General features: G+C 72.1%; 21 protein-coding genes and 1 pseudogene. 7 read left to right on the forward strand and 15 right to left on the reverse strand.

Features of this window, described 5'->3' with window-relative positions; all coding sequences use genetic code 11:
• Positions 1–65: 65 nt before the first annotated feature.
• The 7 genes and pseudogenes from ACZ5CZ_RS13375 to ACZ5CZ_RS13405 all read right to left on the reverse strand — a co-directional run bounded on the left by ACZ5CZ_RS13375 (position 66) and on the right by ACZ5CZ_RS13405 (position 3,583).
• Positions 66–914 (reverse strand): helix-turn-helix domain-containing protein, encoded by an 849-nt coding sequence (locus tag ACZ5CZ_RS13375; protein ID WP_468942329.1) that lies wholly within the window; start codon positions 912–914, stop codon positions 66–68.
• A 12-nt stretch (positions 915–926) separates the two neighbouring features.
• Positions 927–1,442: a DUF6879 family protein gene (locus ACZ5CZ_RS13380; RefSeq protein WP_468942332.1), complete on the reverse strand. Its 516-nt coding sequence runs from the start codon at positions 1,440–1,442 to the stop codon at positions 927–929.
• Complete coding sequence (locus tag ACZ5CZ_RS13385) at positions 1,423–1,686, reverse strand: hypothetical protein (RefSeq protein ID WP_468942334.1); 264 nt, start codon at positions 1,684–1,686, stop codon at positions 1,423–1,425. The genes ACZ5CZ_RS13380 and ACZ5CZ_RS13385 overlap by 20 nt, the downstream gene beginning before the upstream one ends.
• Before the next feature lie 23 nt (positions 1,687–1,709).
• Positions 1,710–1,979 carry a DUF397 domain-containing protein gene (locus ACZ5CZ_RS13390; protein WP_468942336.1) on the reverse strand — a complete coding sequence of 90 codons (270 nt, stop codon included), beginning with the start codon at positions 1,977–1,979 and terminating at the stop codon, positions 1,710–1,712.
• Positions 1,961–2,050, reverse strand: a pseudogene (locus ACZ5CZ_RS13395) (XRE family transcriptional regulator); the annotation flags it as partial. The pseudogene ACZ5CZ_RS13395 and the gene ACZ5CZ_RS13390, both read right to left, overlap by 19 nt.
• 514 nt (positions 2,051–2,564) lie before the next feature.
• Positions 2,565–2,759: a DUF397 domain-containing protein gene (locus ACZ5CZ_RS13400; protein WP_468942338.1), complete on the reverse strand. Its 195-nt coding sequence runs from the start codon at positions 2,757–2,759 to the stop codon at positions 2,565–2,567.
• A complete protein-coding gene (locus tag ACZ5CZ_RS13405; protein WP_468942340.1) occupies positions 2,747–3,583 on the reverse strand; it encodes a helix-turn-helix domain-containing protein in 837 nt (278 codons plus the stop codon). Before ACZ5CZ_RS13405 ends, ACZ5CZ_RS13400 begins: the two co-directional genes overlap by 13 nt.
• Positions 3,584–3,749: 166 nt before the next feature.
• Here ACZ5CZ_RS13405 and ACZ5CZ_RS13410 point away from each other — a divergent pair, with 166 nt between their 5' ends.
• Together ACZ5CZ_RS13410 and ACZ5CZ_RS13415 are read left to right on the forward strand one after the other, a co-directional pair.
• A complete protein-coding gene (locus ACZ5CZ_RS13410) occupies positions 3,750–4,157 on the forward strand; it encodes a hypothetical protein (protein WP_450791590.1) in 408 nt (135 codons plus the stop codon).
• Entirely contained in the window at positions 4,154–4,423 is a 270-nt protein-coding gene (locus ACZ5CZ_RS13415) for a hypothetical protein (protein WP_450791588.1), read from the forward strand. The genes ACZ5CZ_RS13410 and ACZ5CZ_RS13415 overlap by 4 nt, the downstream gene beginning before the upstream one ends.
• Here ACZ5CZ_RS13415 and dnaN read toward each other — a convergent pair.
• The 3 genes from dnaN to ACZ5CZ_RS13430 all read right to left on the reverse strand — a co-directional run bounded on the left by dnaN (position 4,420) and on the right by ACZ5CZ_RS13430 (position 6,571).
• The gene (gene dnaN, locus ACZ5CZ_RS13420) at positions 4,420–5,577 is read right to left on the reverse strand and encodes a DNA polymerase III subunit beta (RefSeq protein WP_468942636.1); all 1,158 of its coding nucleotides are present in this window, start codon (positions 5,575–5,577) and stop codon (positions 4,420–4,422) included. The two genes, ACZ5CZ_RS13415 and dnaN, sit on opposite strands and share 4 nt — an antisense overlap.
• Before the next feature lie 80 nt (positions 5,578–5,657).
• Complete coding sequence (locus ACZ5CZ_RS13425) at positions 5,658–6,041, reverse strand: Zn-ribbon domain-containing OB-fold protein (RefSeq protein ID WP_385841959.1); 384 nt, start codon at positions 6,039–6,041, stop codon at positions 5,658–5,660.
• 77 nt (positions 6,042–6,118) lie between these two features.
• Positions 6,119–6,571, reverse strand: a complete 453-nt coding sequence (locus tag ACZ5CZ_RS13430; RefSeq protein WP_385841960.1) for a DoxX family membrane protein — start codon at positions 6,569–6,571, stop codon at positions 6,119–6,121.
• A gap of 179 nt (positions 6,572–6,750) precedes the next feature.
• On the opposite strand from ACZ5CZ_RS13430, the gene ACZ5CZ_RS13435 reads away from it, so the two are divergent.
• The 3 genes from ACZ5CZ_RS13435 (at position 6,751) to ACZ5CZ_RS13445 (ending at position 11,081) form a co-directional block, all read left to right on the forward strand.
• Positions 6,751–7,938 (forward strand): flavin-containing monooxygenase, encoded by a 1,188-nt coding sequence (locus ACZ5CZ_RS13435; protein WP_468942345.1) that lies wholly within the window; start codon positions 6,751–6,753, stop codon positions 7,936–7,938.
• A 141-nt stretch (positions 7,939–8,079) separates the two neighbouring features.
• Positions 8,080–10,299, forward strand: coding sequence for an acetate--CoA ligase family protein (locus tag ACZ5CZ_RS13440; protein ID WP_468942348.1), 2,220 nt, complete (start codon positions 8,080–8,082; stop codon positions 10,297–10,299).
• Positions 10,290–11,081, forward strand: a complete 792-nt coding sequence (locus ACZ5CZ_RS13445; RefSeq protein WP_468942350.1) for an enoyl-CoA hydratase/isomerase family protein — start codon at positions 10,290–10,292, stop codon at positions 11,079–11,081. The genes ACZ5CZ_RS13440 and ACZ5CZ_RS13445 overlap by 10 nt, the downstream gene beginning before the upstream one ends.
• 61 nt (positions 11,082–11,142) lie before the next feature.
• On the opposite strand, the gene ACZ5CZ_RS13450 is transcribed toward ACZ5CZ_RS13445, so the two are convergent.
• The 3 genes from ACZ5CZ_RS13450 to ACZ5CZ_RS13460 all read right to left on the reverse strand — a co-directional run bounded on the left by ACZ5CZ_RS13450 (position 11,143) and on the right by ACZ5CZ_RS13460 (position 14,532).
• Positions 11,143–12,552, reverse strand: coding sequence for an MFS transporter (locus tag ACZ5CZ_RS13450; RefSeq protein ID WP_385841964.1), 1,410 nt, complete (start codon positions 12,550–12,552; stop codon positions 11,143–11,145).
• Positions 12,553–12,706: 154 nt separating this feature from the next.
• Positions 12,707–12,985 (reverse strand): acyl-CoA carboxylase epsilon subunit, encoded by a 279-nt coding sequence (locus tag ACZ5CZ_RS13455; RefSeq protein ID WP_468942353.1) that lies wholly within the window; start codon positions 12,983–12,985, stop codon positions 12,707–12,709.
• Positions 12,982–14,532, reverse strand: coding sequence for an acyl-CoA carboxylase subunit beta (locus tag ACZ5CZ_RS13460; RefSeq protein ID WP_468942356.1), 1,551 nt, complete (start codon positions 14,530–14,532; stop codon positions 12,982–12,984). The genes ACZ5CZ_RS13455 and ACZ5CZ_RS13460 overlap by 4 nt, the downstream gene beginning before the upstream one ends.
• Before the next feature lie 167 nt (positions 14,533–14,699).
• On the opposite strand from ACZ5CZ_RS13460, the gene ACZ5CZ_RS13465 reads away from it, so the two are divergent.
• The gene (locus ACZ5CZ_RS13465; RefSeq protein ID WP_385841968.1) at positions 14,700–15,338 is read left to right on the forward strand and encodes a LuxR C-terminal-related transcriptional regulator; all 639 of its coding nucleotides are present in this window, start codon (positions 14,700–14,702) and stop codon (positions 15,336–15,338) included.
• 39 nt (positions 15,339–15,377) lie between these two features.
• Positions 15,378–16,151, forward strand: a complete 774-nt coding sequence (locus ACZ5CZ_RS13470) for an SDR family oxidoreductase (RefSeq protein WP_385841969.1) — start codon at positions 15,378–15,380, stop codon at positions 16,149–16,151.
• Between the two features lie 191 nt (positions 16,152–16,342).
• Here ACZ5CZ_RS13470 and fabG read toward each other — a convergent pair whose 3' ends face one another.
• Together fabG and ACZ5CZ_RS13480 are read right to left on the reverse strand one after the other, a co-directional pair.
• Positions 16,343–17,104: a 3-oxoacyl-ACP reductase FabG gene (gene fabG, locus ACZ5CZ_RS13475; RefSeq protein WP_385841970.1), complete on the reverse strand. Its 762-nt coding sequence runs from the start codon at positions 17,102–17,104 to the stop codon at positions 16,343–16,345.
• A 43-nt stretch (positions 17,105–17,147) separates the two neighbouring features.
• Positions 17,148–18,755: an FAD-dependent monooxygenase gene (locus ACZ5CZ_RS13480; protein ID WP_468942360.1), complete on the reverse strand. Its 1,608-nt coding sequence runs from the start codon at positions 18,753–18,755 to the stop codon at positions 17,148–17,150.
• Positions 18,756–18,769 lie beyond the last annotated feature (14 nt).

Here is an 18,769-nt window from a genome sequence, read left to right on the forward strand (position 1 = left end):
GGTACGACAACGCTAGAAACGGACGCGCCCCAACTCCCAGCGGATTGCACGTGATTGCGGGCCGATCACCCGAGCGAGTCCCTCGCGGCCGTGATCAGCGCGCGAACCTTCGCGCCGTAGACCGCCACCTGGGCCAGCGCGGCGAACGTGTCGGCATATGCCTCGATTTCGCCGGGCTGCGTGAGCGTCAGGTAGCCGGACACCAGCTCCACGTTGACCTGTTCCCGGTCGAAGATCCAGAACCCTTCCACCGGCATGCGTGAACGGCGCGGCCGCGTGGGCACCACGCCCAGGCTGACATGGGGCAGCGAGGCGACAGCGAGCAGGTGGTCGAGCTGTTCACGCTGCGTGTCCGCCTCACCCAGCGCGTTCCGCAGCGCCGGCTCCTCCATCAGGAACGCGAACCGACGATGCCCTTCGTAGAGCACGTGCTGGCGCTCCATACGCGCGGCCACGGCATTCGCCACGTCGTCGATCTCGACGCGCCTGCGCTGGACCGCCCGCAACACGTCTTCCGTGTAGCGGTACGTCTGGATGAGCCCGGGAACGAGCCCAGGGGAGTACGACCGGAACCAGCGGGTTCGCTCGTACAGCGGCAGGCGGGCTTCCTGCGCCTGCCGCAGCCCCGTGCGCTCCATCCGGCGCCATTCCACGAACATGCCCTCCACGGCCCGGAGGGAGGCGATCAGGTCGTCCGTCTGCTCCTCCGCGCCGCAGGCCCGGCACCAGGCCCGGATGTCGTCAGGCGAGGGCTGGGTCTTCGCAGTGGAGATCCGAGAGACCTTCGACGGATGCCAGCCGCACGCCTCCGCAAGCCTCTTGCCGTCCAACCCGGCGTCCTTGCAGATCTCCCGGAGGCGATCGGCAAGGACCTTCCGTGCTGCCTGAACGCTCGACGATCCTGATACGGGCATGGCGCGGACCGGTCAGACCGGCTTGTACTCCTCGTGCGGCGTGGCCCGCTCCCAGACCGTCTCGAACGCCGTACCGACCAGCTCCACGACGGCCGGCTCGGTGCGCCACTCGCGGTCGACCACCTCACCCACCCCGGAGAAGTACGTGAACAGCACCGCCGAGTTGTCGAACATCCAGAGATCGGTCCCTGGGAGCGGGATGTCGCCCGCCTTTCTGCGGGGCAGCCACCGGACCAGCTCTCCCGCAGCGATGTTGGGAAACGTGACGTCGTACTCGTACTTGATGTAGTCCGTCACCGGCTCCGAGACGATCCGGGCCCGCCGCATCACGACTCCGCGCGCCGTCGTCTCGGTCACCACGTCCAGGAACGGACGCCACCACGTCGACCGGTCTGCGGCGGGATCGAGGCGCTTGCCGTCCTGCCACGCGACGAACTCGGGGTCGTTGGGCTGGTAGGCATCGCGCATTTCAAGGTGAACGGCTGAGTGGCGCGCCTTCGCCAGGCCCTCAAGAACGGGGTTCGTCACCGGCAGCGTCCTCCGGGCGCGGGATGAACTGCAACATGACCCTGGGCAGCCGGACGATCGTCTCGTGATCTGGCACGTCCGTGGAGTGGCCGGGAATGGAGCCGATCTGCTGGCACGCCTTCACCTCCGCCTCCGTGGCCTTGTACGACTGGATCAGCAGGTCTCCCGTGTCCTCGTCCAGCCAGATCGTCGGCGAGTCCGTGTCAGGCGTGTTCGGAATGATCCCGAGAAAACGTAACCGCATGCCTTCTCCTTGGGCGGGCACGATCACTTGACCCCGTCCACGAAGGCCGCCCAGGCCGGGGCCGTGAAGAGGAGGGGGGTGCGGGTGTTGTCCTTGCTGTCCCGGACGGGGACGAGGGAGGGGACGCCGTCGGCGACTTCGACGCAGTTGCCGCCGTCCGTGTTGCTGTAGCTGCTCTTGCGCCAGTCGGCGGTGTGGAGGAGGTCGTCGGAGACTTCGACGCAATCGCCGCCGCTCGTGTTGCTGTAGCTGCTCTTGCGCCACGTAACGCTGCTCAGGTCGATGGCTCGCACGTCACTTCCTCCAACATCCGCAGGATGAACTTCCGCGACTCGGCCGGGGACAGAGCCGCGTCGCGCACCGCTATTCACGATCGGGCTAGTCGTGAGCGGGGCTCCTTCTCGTCCACCCCACCGAAAGCCCCCAGGTGCCGTTCGTCTTGGTCGTCACCGATACGGCAACGTTCTTGTGAATGTGCCTCAGCCCCACTTCGTTCAGCTGTCCGGGGTCACCGTTCGCACATACAACGGTGTAGCTCACGATCGAGCCGACACTGACGTCGATGGTGCCGGAGCCGGAACAGATCACCCCGACCTCCAGACCTCCCTGCCCGACTTGAGGGATCACAGGGAATGTGAAAGGTCCGCTTCGTCCTCCTGCTCGGATGAACACCTTCTCCACCCCAGGGAGCTGAGGCGGAGTCCGGGGATCCGCGGTGGTCGAGCGGGCGGTACCAGGTGTACTGAGTGAAGTCGTCGTGGCTGCCGGCTTAGTGGTAGTTGCCCAGTGCCCATCCGAGGCCGTGCTGGTGCAGCCCGTCAACGCCAGGGCGGCCACCGCACTGGCCATCCCCAGTGCCCCCATCCGGCTCACAGAGTTCAGCCCTTGACCCCGTCCACGAAGGCCGCCCAGGCCGGGGCCGTGAAGAGGAGGGGGGTGCGGGTGGTGTCCTTGCTGTCGCGGACGGGGACGAGGGAGGGGAGGTTGGCGGCGACCTCGACGCATTCGCCGCCGCTCGTGTTGCTGTAGCTGCTCTTGCGCCAGGTCACGCCGCTCAGGTCTATGGCTCGCACGGCATTTCCTCCAACATTCGCAGGATGAACGTCCGCGACTCGGCCGGGGACAGGGCGAGGTCGCGCATCGCATCGTACCTACGCTGCAACTGCTCAACTGAGGCGTTTTCTTCGACAAGTTCGCCGCGCAAATCGTTCTCGGTGTGGGCGACTGTTCGGCCGTCCGTCAGGCGCAGGAACATCACGGCGGTCTTCAACAGGCCGTGGAGACCAGCGCTGAACGGCAGCACCTGAAGGGTGATGTTCGGGCGCTCGGCGGCTTTGGCCAGGTGCTCCAACTGCTCACGCCACGCCCCCATGTCGCGCAGCGACGTGCGAAGCACCGCCTCGGAGAGGATGACGCGGAACGGTGGCGGATCGTCACCCTCCAGCAACTGTTGCCGACCAAGGCGCGCTTCGACCTGCTGCTCGAGTTCAAGACCCTTGATCCAGCCCACTCCGAGTGCCTCGCGTGCGTACCCGGCTGTCTGAAGAAGGCCCGGCGGTGCGCTCACGGCGTAGTGCCACAGGCTGATCGCCTCCGACTCCAGCACCATGTACCGCCGATACTGCTCCTTGAACTGCGTGGGATCCGCCACCGCCAGCTCCCACAGCGTCACCAGCAAGCCCGGTGTCCCGTAGAACTGGTCCAGCGCCTGGACGACCTCCGGGCCGCCCAGCGTTCGCCCGCTCTCCATCTTGGAGAACTGGGACGCGTCCCAGCCCACCTGTTTCGCCAGTTCCCGCAGGCTCAGGCCGCGTTCGGTGCGCAGTCGCCGTAACTCTTCGGCGAAGCGGGCCCTCGGCTCCTGGCTGCGGCCGGTGACCATCAGGCGTTGAGGCATCCCACCTCCATGTTGAATTTGGTGAACGTGCTCGGCAAAGCGTTGAACGTGGGCCTCTCAACAGCGCAAACGCCTCTTCCGTGCGCCATTCTCTAAGCACCCGAACACGCAGCGTAGCGCCGCGCGTGCGCTACGCACTGGCGTTCACGGAAAGGAGCTGGCCACGATGACAACGACGTCGGAGCCCCCCGAGCCCGGCACCCTCTTCTACGACCCCGGCACCGGCAAGGTCGGTGAGTACCGGGACCGGGCCGGGCCCTACGCGATGCTCCGCCCGGTCGGCGGCGGGCTGGAGTGGCAGGCCGACCCGGCGGCGCTGCGGGCGCCCACGGACGGGGAGCGGCTCGGCGCGAAGGTCAAGGCCGTCAATCACCGCACCGGCAGCCAGCCGTCCACCGGGGCGCCGCCGTGCCTCGACGACCTCAGCCGGCCGCCCCGCCCGGTTCCCGGCTGCGCCCCCTGCACGGAGCTGGCGGAGCAGCGGGAGGCCGCCCGGGTGTCGTACGACCGGAGCGCCGAGACCGACGCGAACGTCCTGCTGCGCCAGCACCAGAGGAAGGAACACCGCGCGTGAAGGACATCTCCCAGGGCACCTCCCAGGGCCTGCCGTACGAGGAGTGCCGACGGCAGGCCGAGCACGCCCCGCCGCGCGACCGGACCGGCCCGTGGCCCGGGTACGCGCTCCCGCCGTTCCATCCGGGGTACGCCAGTGCGCCGAGTACGCCGAGTACGCCGCCGATGCCGAGGACGCCCACCGCGTCCCGCACCAGGCACGAGACGGGTGTCCTCGCCCTCACCCTCCTCTGCATCGCCGGGTTGCTCTGCGCCATCCTGAGCTAGCTCAACTGCCGTACCGCAATGAGGAGATGGCGGTGGTCCTCGGTTGCCCCGCCCTCCGGGCCCGGGGCGCCGGTGAGCAGTGCCCGCCGGCCCGGGCCCAGCAGTTCGAGCCGCACCCGGGAGGCGTTGAAGGAGTTGAGGGCGTCCAGCAGGTAGGCGGGGTTGAAGGCGACCGCCAGGTCGTCGGCGTCGGTCAGCGTGGCCGCGAGCTGCTGCGAAGCGACGTCGTCCTGGTAGCCCGCGTGCAGGAGGACGGTTCCCCGGGCGGAGAAGTCGAGCCGGACCGGGCTGTTCGGCTCGGCGACGACCGCGACACGGCGGACGGCGTCGGCGAGCGGCTCCCGGTCCATGACCACGACGGCCGGGGCGTCCAGTGCGAACAGCTTGTCGTGGCGCGGCAGTCGTCCGTCCAGCAGCCGCAGTGTCGTCCGCACCCCGCTTCCCTCGAAGGCGATCAGGCCACCGCCCGAGCCGCCCGAGCCGCCCGTGCCGCTCAGCCCGATGCGGATCCGCCCCGACTTCGTCAGCGCACGGGAGATCTCGGTCAGCCTGCGGCCGGGGATCACCGCCTCCACTGCCTCCACAGGCTCGGATGTCGGTTCCTCCGGCTGCCACGGCAGCACCCGCACGGCATACCGGTAGCGGTCCGTGGCGGACAAGGTCATCGAGTCGCCGTGCAGGCGGAGCTGGATGCCCGTGAGCACCGGCAGGGAGTCGTCCCGGCCGGCGGCCACCGCGACCTGGGCGACCGCCGCCGCGAACTCCGCCGCGTCCAGCGTTCCGCGAAAGGCGGGAAGCTCGGGGAGGGCCGGATACTCGTGCCGGGGCAGGGTCGACAGCCCGAAGCGCGTACCGCCCCCTTCCACCGTGAAGCGCGCTCCTTCCAGCGCGCACTCCACCATCGCGTCCGGCAACACCCGGCAGATGTCGAGCAGTCGGCGGCCGGGGACGAGGACCTGGCCGGCTGTCGGCGTCTCCGCCGGGATCTCGACGGTCGCGGACGCCTCGTAGTCGAAGCCCGAGATGCGCAGCCGTCCCTCCGCCGCGTCCAGCGTCAGGCCGCCCAGCACCGGCACGGGCGACCGTGCGGGCAGCGATCTGGCCGCCCAGGCCACGGCCTCGGCGAACATGCCTCGCTCGATCCGGAACTCCATCCCGTGCATCCGTACATCCCCCGTCGCGTCGCACCAGCAGGTCCGCGACGCACGCTATCCAGCAGCACTGACAACGCCCGCTACTGCGCAGGTCGCCGGGGTGCGAACACCGGCACGCCTTCCCGGAAGCGCACCTCCAGTTCCATCCCCGCCCTCAGCTCCCCCTCCCCGCAGCCCACCACCTCGGTCATCATGCGCGGGCCCTCCGCGAGGTCGACCACGGCCGCGATGTAGGGGGTGCGGGTGTCGAAGGGGGGCAGGTCGTTGCGGTGGACCGTGGACCAGGTGTAGAGGGTGGCCCGGCCGGTCGCCTCCTCCCAGCGGACGTCCTCGCTCCAGCAGTGCGGGCAGAACTCGCGGGGATAGTGGTGGGCGCGGGCGCAGGCGGTGCAACGGCGGAGCAGGAGGCGGCCGGCCGCCGCCGCGTCCCAGTAGGGGCGGGTGAAGGCGTCCGGCTCCGGCAAGTCATAGCGTGGACCCCCCGGAGTCAGCGGGCTCTCCGGAGTCAGCGGGCCTTCCCGAGCCACCGGCCCTTCCGGCGTCATCGGAACCATCCCAGCCACGCGTCCAGCGACCACACCTGCCACGACACGGCGAAGAACGCGACGAGCGAGATCAGCGCCATCATCGAGTTCTGCCCCTGTTCCGCCCAGTCGTGGATCATGAGGGTGAAGTAGAGGGCGTTGAGGAGCAGGCCGCCGAGCAGGGCGACCGGGGTGAGGAAGCCGAGGATGAGCCCCAGGCCGAGGGCGAGTTCGGCGTAGGCGACGACGTAGGCCATCAGCCTGGGGCGGGGGCGGACGACCTTGTCGAAGCCGGTCCGGACCGGTGCCCAGCGGTGTTTCGCCGCCATCTCCGCCGCCCACGCGATCCCGCTGCCGCGTTGGAACCATGCCTTCTTGTCCTTGTGGCGCCAGCTCTCCAGCCACCACAGGCCGAGGCCGATACGCAGGACCGCCAGCCACTGTGCGCCGTCGAGCCATATCGAGTCCATGGAACCTGACGGTACGTCAGGAACCGACCTCCGTACAGGCCGAACGGGCGCCGTACGGACACATGCGGGTGGCGCACGTCACCCCGTCCGCCCACTCCTTCCACATCCGTGATCAATCCGCAACCAATTCCGGTCTTGACCGAGACCCATCAAGCGAGGGTGTGATTACGCTCGCGCTCATGGCCGTCTCCCGTCCCGCCCCCACGCCCCTGCACCAGACCTCCGCCGACCGCCCGGTCTATGTCATCGGCGCAGGTCCCGGCGGTCTCGCCGCCGCCCACGCGCTGCGCAGCCAGGGGGTGCGGGCGGTGGTGCTGGAGAAGAGCGACCGGGTCGGCGCGTCCTGGCGGGGCCACTACGACCGGCTGCGGCTGCACACCACCCGGCGGCTGTCCGCGCTGCCGGGGCTCGCGATACCGCGCCGGTTCGGCCGTTGGGTGGCCCGCGACGACGTGGTGCGCTACCTGGAGAAGTACGCCGAGCACCATGAGCTGGAGATCGTCACCGGGGTCGAGGTGTTCCGGGTCGAGCGCGCCGAGGACGGCACCGGCTGGCTGCTGCACGCCTCCGGCGGGCGGGAGCTGACCGGCAGCGCGGTGGTCGTCGCCACCGGCTACAACCACACCCCGCGGCTGCCCGACTGGCCGGGCCGGCAGTCGTACGAGGGCGAACTGCTGCACGCGGGCGGCTACCGCAACGCCGAGCCGTACGCCGGGCGGGACGTGCTGGTCGTCGGGGTCGGCAACACCGGCGCCGAGATCGCCGTGGACCTGGTGGAGGGCGGGGCCGGGCGGGTGCGGCTGGCGGTGCGGACGGTGCCGCACATCGTGCGCCGCTCCACCCTCGGCTGGCCCGCGCAGCACTCGGGGGTGCTGATCAGACGGCTGCCGGTGCGGCTCGTCGACGGACTGTGCCGGCTCCAGGCCCGCGTCGCCGTCCCCGACCTGTCCGCGCACGGGCTGCCACGGCCGGACACCGGGCTGTACAGCAGGGCGCGCGAGGGCGCCATCCCGGTGCAGGACGTCGGTCTGATCGACGCCGTGCGCCGGGGGAAGGTGGAGATCGTGGCGGCCGTCGAGGGGTTCGAGGGCGGCGAGGTGGTGCTCGCCGACGGGAGCCGGATCGCGCCGGACGCGGTGATCGCGGCCACCGGGTACACCCGGGCGCTGGAGGGGCTGGTCGGGCATCTGGGGGTGCTGGACGGGCGCGGCAGGCCGGTGGTGCACGGCGGCCGCAGTCCCGCCGAGGCGCCCGGCCTGTACTTCACCGGGTACACCAACCCGATCAGCGGGATGCTGCGCGAGCTGGCGCTGGACGCCGTGAAGATCGCGAAGGCGGTCGCCAAGGGGGTCGGCGCGCGCCGATGACACCCGGGTCCCGCCCGTAAGTTTGCCGTTCCAGCATGTTCCTGACGCTTCGTCAGTTCAGTAATCTGACAGAGCGTCAGTTGAATGCCGTCTCACGGCGCCGTCCCCCGCGGTGCCGTCTCACGAGGAGCGGGCGGAACGATGCTTGGATCGACCCACGGCACCCTCACCACCGACTCCCGCCGGGCCCGCGCCCTCGCCTGCGGCGAGCAGCGGCCCGGACCCGTCGTCTCCGGCCGGGTCGACGACCTGGACGTCAGCGGGCGCCCGCTGCACGCGGACGTGCCCGACCTGACCCGCTTCTTCCGCCCCGAGTCCGTCGCCGTGATCGGCGCCTCGGACGCCGAGGGACGGCCCCACACCGGGATCACCCGGCAGCTGCTGGCGTGGGCCGAGCGGGTGGGCGCGCGGGTGCACCCGGTGCATCCGGCCCGGCCGTCGGTCTTCGGCCTGCCCTGCGTCCGCTCCGTCGCCGCCCTGCCGGAACCGGTCGACCTGGCCGTGCTGCTGGTCGCCGACCCGCTGCCGGTGATCGGCGAACTGGCCGAGGCCAAGGTGAGGTTCGCGGTCGCCTTCGCCTCCGGGTTCGCGGAGACCGGGGCGGCCGGGGCGGCGGCGCAGGAGCGGCTCGCCGAGGCCGTACGGCGGTCCGGGGTGCGGCTGCTCGGGCCGAACACCAACCTCAACGCCTTCGAACGGTTCCGCGACGACCTCGACGGCCCGGCGATCGCGCTGATCACCCAGTCCGGGCACCAGGGCCGCCCGGTCTTCGCCCTCCAGGAGCTGGGCATCCGGCTCTCGCACTGGGCGCCGACCGGCAACGAGGCCGACCTGGAGACCGCCGACTTCCTCTCCTGGTTCGCCGAGCAGCCCGAGGTCGGAGCCATCGCCGCCTATCTGGAGGGGCTGAAGGACGGCCGCGCCTTCCTGCTCGCCGCCGACCGGGCCGCCCGCCGCGGGGTGCCGGTGGTCGCGGTCAAGGTGGGCCGCACCGAGACCGGCGCGCGTACGGCCGCCTCGCACACCGGCAAGCTCACCGGCGCCGACGACGTGGTGGACGCGGCCATGCGGCAGTTCGGGGTGGTACGGGTCGACGCGCTCGACGAACTCCAGGACACCGCCGCCCTGCTGGCCCGGGCCCGGGCGCCGCTCGCGGACGGGGTCGCGGTGTACTCCATCTCCGGCGGTACCGGCGCCCATGTCGCCGACCTGGCCGCGGCGGCGGGACTGCGGCTGCCCCGGCTGTCCGCGGCCCGGCAGGCCGAGCTGCACCAGTGGATACCGGAGTACCTGAGCGTGGCCAACCCGGTGGACAGCGGTGGCCACCCGGTCGGCGACCACCGGGGCCGCATGATCATCGACGCGCTGCTCGCCGACCCCGAGGTGGGCGTGCTGATCTGCCCGGTCACCGGGCCCTTCCCGCCGCTCAGCGACCGGCTGGTGCGGGATCTGGTGGACGCGGCCGAGGAGACCGACAAGCTGGTGTGCGTGGTGTGGGGCTCACCGGTCGGCACCGAGCCCGCGTACCGGGAGGTGCTGCTGGGCTCCGCCCGGGTGGCCACCTTCCGGACCGTCGGCAACTGCCTCACCGCGGTGCGGGCCTGGCTCGGCCACCACCGCTTCGTGGCCGGCTACCGCTCCCCCTTCGACGCGGCCCCGCGCACCCTCTCCCCCTCCTTCCGCAAGGCCCAGCCGCTGCTCCAGCCCGGCCGGCAGCTCAGCGAGCACGCGGCCAAGCAGCTGCTGCGCGCGTACGGCATCCGGGTGCCGCGCGAGCAGCTGGTGACCAGCGCCGCGGCGGCCGTACGGGCGGCCGCGCAGATCGGCTACCCGGTGGTGATGAAGGCATCCGGCGCGCAGCTCGCCCACAAGACCGAGCTGGGCCTGGTGAAGATCGGGCTGACCTCGGCGAGCCAGGTCCGCGACGGCTACCGGGAGCTGACCGACATCGCCCGCTACGAGGGGATCGGGCTGGACGGGATCCTGGTGTGCCAGATGGTCGAGCGGGGCGTGGAGACGGTCGTCGGGATCGGCCAGGACGCGCTGTTCGGGCCGACGGTGACGGTGGGGCTGGGCGGGGTGCTGGTGGAGGTCCTGCACGACACGGCCGTACGGGTGCCGCCGTTCGGCGAGGACCAGGCCCACGCCATGCTGGCCGAGCTGCGCGGCCGGGCCCTGCTGGACGGCGTCCGCGGCCGGCCCCCGGCCGACCGGGAGGCGCTGGTGGAGGTGATCCTGCGGGTCCAGCGCATGGCCCTCGAACTGTCCGACTCCCTCGCCGAGTTGGACATCAACCCGCTGCTGGTGCTGCCCCGGGGCCAGGGGGCCGTGGCGGTGGACGCGCTGGTGGTGTGCAGGTGAGCGGGGTACGGCACGAGGGGCGGGAGCAGGTCGCGTACGTGACCATCGACCGCCCCGAGGCCCTCGGCGCCCTCACTCCGGCCATGCGGGACCGGATCACCGAGCTGCTGGCCGAGGCCTCGGCCGATCCGGAGGTGCGGGCGGTGGTGCTCACCGGCACCGGGCGCGGGTTCTGTACGGGCGCGGATCTGCGCGGTGCGCCCGCCGCGGGGGAGCGGATCCCCGGAGACGTCGCGCGCACCCTCCGTACCGGCGCCCAACGGCTGATCGGGGCCGTACTGGACTGCGAGAAGCCGGTGCTGGCCGCGGTGAACGGCACGGCCGCCGGGCTCGGTGCGCAGCTGGCGTTCGCCTGCGACCTGGTGCTGGCCGCCGAGTCGGCCCGGTTCGTCGAGGTGTTCGTGCGGCGCGGACTCGTACCGGACGGCGGCGGCGCGTATCTGCTGCCGCGGCTGGTCGGGGTGCAGCGGGCGAAGGAGCTGATGTTCTTCGGGGACACGGTCCCGGCGGCGGAGGCGGAGCGTCTCGGGCTGGTCAACCGCGTGGTCGCCGACGCCGAGCTGGCGAAGACCGCCCGTGCGTGGGCGACCCGGCTGGCCACCGGCCCGACCCGCGCCCTGGCCCTGACCAAGCACCTGGTGAACACCTCCCTGGACACCGACCGCGCGTCCGCGTTCGCGGCGGAGGCCTGGGCGCAGGAGATCAACCTGTCGACGGCGGACGCACGGGAAGGGCTTCGGGCGTTCGCGGAGCGCCGGAACGCGGAGTTCCGGGGGCGGTAGCGGACGCCGGAAGGGCCCCGGCGGCCTCGTTGACGCCGGGGCCCTTCCGTGCGGGTCCGGGTCAGCGGCGGCGCAGGCCGGTGCTGACCAGGATCGAGCCGATGAGGACGATCGAGGCGTCCACCAGCAGCGCGGTGTGGATGCCGGCCAGGGTGGAGCCGGTGGCGTTCATCCGGGCGGTGGCGATGGAGCTGAGCACCGGGATGCCCATGGTGATGCCGACCTGCTGGGTCATCGAGGCGAGACCGGTGGCCAGGCCCTGCTCGCCGTCGGGCAGGCCGGAGGTGGCCGTGACCATGTAGCCGACGACCGCCGAGATATGGCCGAAGGCACCGGCCGAGGACGCGGCCAGCATCACCGCGAGGGCCCCGCCGCCGCCGTGGCCGGCGAGGAACAGCGCGCTGGTGGCCACGGCCTGGAGCAGCATGCCGGAGCCGAGGACCAGGCGGTTGCTGTAGCGGCCGATCAGCTTCGGGGCGTACAGGCCGCCGAGGAACGCGGCGACACCGATGCCGCAGAAGGCGAGACCGGTCTGGAGCGGGGTGTAGCCGAAGACCTCCTGGAGGTACAGGGTCAGCAGGAAGATGACCGAGCTCTCCATGGTGAAGGTGATCAGACCGGCGAAGTTGCCCCACTTCACGGTCTGCCGGGTCAGCACCCGCACCGGGGCGAGCGGGGCCTTGGCGCGCAGCTCGATCAGCCAGAAGGCGCCGAGCAGGACGACGGCGGCGGCGATGGTGGCCAGGGCGACCGGGTCGGTCCAGCCGTGCTGGCCGGCCTCGGTGACGCCGTACACCAGGGCGAGCAGACCGCCGGTGACGGTGACCGCGCCGGGGACGTCCAGCTTGGTGCGCTCACCCCGGCTCTCGGGGATCACGGCCGGCGCGGCGAGCAGGATCGCGGCGGCGACGGGCACGTTGATGAAGAAGGCCCAGCGCCAGCTCAGCAGGTCGGTGAGGACACCGCCGAAGATGGCTCCGACGCAGAACCCGGCCGACAGCAGCATGCCGTTGAGACCGAGCGCCTTGTCCCGCAGCGGGCCCTCGGGGAGGGTGGTGGTCAGCAGGGACAGCGCCGCCGGGGTGGCCAGCGCGCAGGCGAGACCCTGGGCGACGCGCGCCACGAGCAGCACGGCGGGGCCGTTGGCGATACCGCCGACGAAGGAGCCGGCGGCCAGCAGGGCCATGCCGAGGAGCAGCATCCGGCGCCGGCCGGCCAGGTCGGCGAGGCGGCCGAAGAGCAGCGTGAAGCCGGCCGAGGGCAGCATCATCGCGGTGGAGATCCACTGGAGGTTCGCCAGCGAGAAGCCGAGCCCCTTGCCTATGTCGGGCAGGGCGACGTTCAGGATGGAGAAGTCGACGGACAGCATGAACTGCGAGCCGAGCAGCAGGCTCAGGACCAGGCGCTGCCGCGAGGTCATACGCGTCGACTCCGGGACGGCGACGGGCGCGTCTACGGAGGTGGTAGCCATCACGTTCCAATCGTGGTGGGGCGGGGATTCGGGCTCTGACGGGTGAGGAAGCTCAACTCGGCCGCGTTGCGGGGGCGTTCCCGCCCGTACGCAGCACGCTAGGAAGCGGTCCCGGGCCGCTCAAGGAAAGTGCCACCGAGGTACGGCCCCGGTGTCACCTAAGTGACATCGGCCCGGCCGGCGGGGTGCGCCAGGTGCCGGTGCGGGGGCGCTGATGGGGCCGCCGCCAGCCGGCGCGGGTCCGTGCGGCGGCCCCCGGGCCGGAGGCGGAGGGGCCGGAGGCGGACGGGTGGGTGGCGGCTTCGGCGCGGACGGCTTCGGCGCGGACGGCTTCGGCGCGGGCGGCGAGCGCGTGCAGCACCGCCAGGACGGCGGCCAGCTCGCGCTCGTCGGCCCGGCCGCGCAGCACACGTACGGTGTCGGCGCCGCTCATACCGGCTGGTTCCCGTGTTTGCGTTCGGGCAGGGGGGCGTGCTTGCCGCGCAGCATCCGCAGCGAGCGGATCAGCACGGCCCGGGTCTCGCGGGGGTCGATGACATCGTCGACGAGGCCGCGTTCGGCGGCGTAGTACGGGTGCATGAGCTGCTCCCGGTACTCGGCGACGCGCCGGGCGCGGGCCTGTTCGGGGTCGTCGGCGGCGGCGATCTCCCGGCGGAAGACGACGTTGGCCGCGCCCTCGGCGCCCATCACCGCGATCTCGTTGGTGGGCCAGGCGAAGGCCAGGTCGCAGCCGATGGAGCGGGAGTCCATGACGATGTACGCACCGCCGTAGGCCTTGCGCAGCACCAGGGATATCCGGGGCACGGTCGCGTCGCAGTACGCGTACAGCAGCTTGGCGCCGCGCCGGATGATGCCGTCCTGCTCCTGTCCGGTGCCGGGCAGGAAGCCGGGCACGTCGACCAGGGTGACCAGCGGGATGTTGAAGGAGTCGCAGAACTGCACGAACCGCGCGCCCTTCTCGGACGCGGCGATGTCCAGGACACCGGCCTGGACCTGCGGCTGGTTGGCGACGATCCCGACGACCTGGCCGCCGAGCCGGGCCAGCGCGGTGATCAGGTTGGGCGCCCAGCGCTCGTGCAGTTCGAAGAAGTCGCCGTCGTCGGTGATCTCCTCGACGACCCGGCGCATGTCGTACGCCTTGCCGGGGTGCGCGGGCACCAGGTCGAGCAGGGCGTCGCAGGAGCGGTCGACCGGGTCGGCGGTGGGTTCCTCGGGCGGCAGCTCCCGGTTGTTGGCGGGCAGCAGCGACAGCAGGTGCCGTACGTCGGCCAGGCAGGACTCCTCGTCGTCGTGGACGAACGCGGAGACCCCCGAGCGGACGGAGTGGACGTCGGCGCCGCCCAGCTCGTCATGGCCGACCCGCTCCCCGGTGACCGCCTGGACGACGTCCGGACCGGTGATGTACATCTGCGCGGTGCCGCGCACCATGAACACGAAGTCGGTGAGGGCCGGCGAGTAGGCGGCGCCGCCCGCGCAGGGTCCGAGGATCACGCTGATCTGCGGGATGACCCCGGAGGAGCGGACGTTGCGGGTGAAGATGCCGCCGTACCCGGCGAGCGCGGTCACGCCCTCCTGGATGCGGGCGCCGGCGCCGTCGCTGAGGGCGATCAGGGGCGCGCCGGCGGCCTCCGCCAGGTCCATCACCTTGTGGATCTTCTGGGCGTGGGCCTCGCCGAGCGCGCCGCCGAAGACGCGGAAGTCATGGCCGTAGACGAAGACCTGACGGCCGTCGACGGTGCCCCAGCCGGTGACCACGCCGTCGCCGTCCGGCCGTCTGCTCTCCAGTCCGAAGCCGGTGGCCCGGTGCCGGCGCAGCCCCTCCACCTCGGTGAAGGAACCCTTGTCCAGCAGCAGTTCCAGCCGCTCACGGACGGTGAGTTTGCCGCGGGCGTGCTGCCGTTCGGTGGCTTCCGCGCCGGGCCCTTCGGCCGCCTTCCGTTTCCTTTCGGCGAGTTCGCCGAGCCGTTCCTGCAACGCCATCTGCGCCTCCTCTCAACTGCCGTTCACGGTAGGCGGAAAGAGGTGCGGGAATACAGGATCGGGTGTCGAAAGAGACATTCTCCGGGTACCTTCGCGCCATTTTCCGGGCCGGTTACGGGGCGACCGGTTTACGTTCGCATCCCCCGCATCCGCTGGAAGGAGGGGCGATGGCACAGGACGATGCGACGAGTGCGCTGTCCCGGTACCGCGTGGCGGTGGTGGCCGACCCGTTCCCGGTCTCGCGGACGGCGGTGGCCTCGCTGCTCAGGCACTCGGGCGCCCTCGACGACGCCCGGGAGGCCGACAGCGGGCCGGCCGCCGTGGAGCTGGTGCGCCGGCTGCGCGCCGATCTGCTGGTGACCGATGTCGACCTGGTCGCCCGCGGTGACGGCGTACACCTGTGTCACCAGGTGAAACGGCTGTCCCGGCCACCGAGCGTGCTGGTCTTCACCGGCGCCGACGACCCGGCCGTGGTCGCCGCCTGCCTGACCGGCGGGGCGGACGGCTTCGTGCACCGCTCGGCGTCCCCCGAGCGGCTGGTGCACGCGGTGGAGACGCTCGCCGTGGGCCGGCCCGTCTGGTACCTGCGCGAGCGCGGCCAGGAGCCGCCGCAGCCGCCGGACGGGGCCCGGGCGCCGGGCATGACATCGCGCGAGCAACAGGTCCTGGGGCTGCTGCTGGCCCGTTATTCCAATGACGAGATAGCGGCCGAGCTGCATGTGGCCAGACAGACCGTGAAAAACCATGTGAGCAATGTGCTGCGCAAGCTCGGCGTGGCCAACCGGCGTGAATTGCTGACGCTTTAGTCCCGTTTCGGATTTCCCCGCCTACGGAGGTAACCCACCGTGACCACCCCTGTCTCCCGTCCTCGTTTCCAGGGCCGGGTCGCCCTCGTCACCGGAGCCAGCCGCGGCATCGGGCTCGCCGTCGCCGAGCGGCTGGTCGCAGAGGGCGCCCGGGTCTGTCTGACCGCCCGCTCGCCCGAACCGCTCGCCGAGGCGGTCACCCTGCTCGGCGGCCCGGAGCACGCCATCGCCGTGGCCGGCAAGGCCGACGACCCCGCCCACCAGAGCGAAGCCGTCGCCCGCACCGTGCAGACCTTCGGCCGGCTGGACGTACTGGTCAACAACACCGGGATCAACCCGGTGTTCGGGCCGGTGCTGGACCTGGAGGACGCCGCGCTGCGCAAGGTGTTCGAGGTGAACGTGCTGGCCGCGCTCGGCTGGCTGCGCCGGGCCCGGGACGCCTGGATGGGCGAGCACGGCGGCGCGGTCGTCAACATGACCGCCGTCGCCGGGCTGCGGCCGGCCGAGGGCATCGGCGCGTACGGCGCGAGCAAGGCCGCGCTGATCCACCTCACCGAACAGCTGGGCCAGGAACTCGGCCCGCGGATCCGGGTCAACTCCGTCGCCCCGGCCGTGGTGAAGACCCGGTTCGCGGCCAAGCTGTACGAGGAGCGGGAGCAGGAGGTCGCCGCGGGCTACGCCCTGGGCCGGCTCGGCACCCCGGAGGACATCGCCGCCGCGGTGGCCTACCTGGCCTCGGACGACGCGTCCTGGGTGACCGGGCAGACGCTCACCGTGGACGGCGGCCTGATCGCGGCCGGCGGCGGTATCTGAGCGGACGACGGCAGGACCTGAGCGGCCGGCAGCGGGAGGTGCGCTGCCGGCCGCAACCGCTCTGCGGGGACCGGCAGCGGGGTATGCGCTGTCGGCCGCTGCCCTGAGGGGGCCGTGTGCCCGGTGTGCCGCGACAGCCCTGAGGGGGCCGGTGCTCGGGCGCCGGCCCCCTTGCGGTGTGTGCGGCCCGGTCAGCAGAGCGGGCCGCCCGCGACGTACAGCACCTGGCCGGAGACGAAGCCGGACCGCTCGCCGGTGAAGAACGAGACGGCCTCGGCGACGTCGTCGGGGGTGCCGACCCGGCGCACCGGGATGCCCGCGGCGCCGCGCTCCTGGAACTCCTCGAAGCTGATGCCCATCCGCTCGGCGGTGGCCCGGGTCATCTCGGTGGCGATGAAGCCGGGGGCGACCGCGTTGGCGGTGATGCCGAACTTGCCCAGCTCCAGGGCGAGGGTCTTGGTGAAGCCCTGGAGACCGGCCTTGGCGGCCGCGTAGTTGGCCTGGCCGCGGTTGCCGAGCGCCGAGGAGGAGGACAGGTTGACGATCCGGCCGTACCCGGCGTCCACCATGTGCTTCTGCACCGCGCGGGTCATCAGGAAGGCGCCGCGCAGATGGACGCCGGCGACGGTGTCCCAGTCGGCGACGGTCATCTTGAACAGCAGGTTGTCGCGGAGCACACCCGCGTTGTTGACCAGGACGGTGGGCGCGCCGAGTTCCTCGGTGACCCGGGCGACGGCCGCCTCGACCTGCGCCTCGTCGGAGACGTCGGCGCCGACGGCGAGCGCCCGGCCGCCGCTCTTCTCGATGCGCCGTACGGTCTCGGCGCCGGAGCCGGCGTCCAGGTCGAGTACGGCGACGGCGTGCCCGTCGGCGGCCAGCCGCTCGGCGGTGGCCGCGCCGATACCGCGGGCCGCCCCGGTGACGACGGCGACCCGCTGCGAGGTGAGGGACATAGGGGGTTCCTTCCAGGTCTTCTTCGGGTAGGCGGGAGCGGGGTCAGACCAGGGCCGTGCGGAGCCAGTCGCGGATCAGGTGCGGGGCCTCGGCCGTACCGCACACCGCGACATAGCCGTCGGGGCGGGTGAGGGCGAGGGTGACCCGGCGGTCGTCGCGGCGCAGGTACGGGGTGGCCGGCGGGGTGTCGGTCAGCTCCTGCCGGGTGGTGTCCAGGTAGCGGACGTCGATCAGGTCGCCGTACCGGGACACCAGTTCACCGGCGAGCGTGAGCGCCGCGTCGGGGACGGCGGTGTCGGAGGGGGCGGTGACGAGCAGGGTCAGCCGCAGGTCGTCCAGGGCGAGCCGGAGCGGGGTGCGCTGCTGGGTGCGCTCGTCCCACACCGGGCGGTCGGGGACCAGGGCGCCGGTGGTGAACCCGCCGGAGCGGCCCGCGGGTCCGACCGCGGCGCCCTCGCGGTAGACGGTGGTGAGACCGGCGAGACCCGGCACATAGCCGAGGCCGAACAGCCGCAGCGCGGACGCGGTGCGCAGTGCCGCGTCCCGCAGCACGATCTGGCTGCGCTTCTTCGGGGTCCAGGCACGGGTCTGGAGGTCGGCCTGGCGGATCACGGTTTTCGCGACCTGCTCGCGTTCGCCGGCGTAGCTGTCGAGCAGCGGATCGCCGGCCCGGCCGGAGTGCGCGAGGGCGATCTTCCAGGCGAGGTTGTGGGCGTCCTGCACACCGGTGTTCAGGCCCTGCCCGCCGGCCGGGCTGTGGATGTGCGCGGCGTCCCCGGCGAGGAAGATCCGGCCCTCGCGGGTGCGGCCCGCGTGCCGGGCGTGCACGGCGAAGCCGGCCGTCCAGGTGGGGTCGAGGAGCCGCAGCCCGCCCGGGCAGCGCTCGTCCACCAGGCGCTGGATCAGGGCCAGGTCGACGTCCTCGCGGTCGGTGCCGGGCGGGGCTGCGGTGAACACCCGGAACCGGCCGCCGGGCATCCCGACCAGGACGACGATGCCCTTCGGGCCGCAGAAGTAGTAGTTGGCGTCGGGCACCAGCGGGCCCTCGATGCGCACGTCGGCGAGCGCGAACAGGTTCTCGTAGGTGCTGCCCTCGAAGGGGATGCCGAGCAGCTTGCGCACGGTGCTGCTCGCGCCGTCGCTGCCGATGACGTACGAGAACTCCTCGCGCAGCTCGGTGCCGTCGGGGCCGCGCAGGGTGGCGTAGACCCGGTCGGGCCGCTGGTCCAGCGCGACCAGCTCGGTGCCCCACTCCACCTTGCCGCCGACGCCGGCCAGCGACTCGGCGAGGAGGGTCTCCACGTCGTTCTGGGGCAGGGTCACCGGGCGGGTGCGCTCGGTGAAGCGGACCCGGGCCACCTCGCGGCCCAGCGAGTGGTAGCGCAGGGACTCGATGGGCAGGCCGTACTGCTCGATCCGGGCGGCGCCGCCGAGCCGGCGCAGCAGCTCCAGGGTGCGCGGCCACACCGCGAGGGCCTTGCTCAGCGGGGACGGCCCCGGGGCGCGGTCCACGCAGCGCACCGGCACCTCGCGGCGGAGCAGTTCGGTGGCGGCGGTCAGCCCGACGGGGCCGGCTCCGACGACCAGCACGGGGCGGTCCACGGGGCCGGGGTGGTCCAGGGCAAGGGGGCGGTCTTCTGTCTGCGTCACGGTCTTACCCCACT

The organism is Streptomyces sp. NPDC031418, from assembly GCF_055581605.1.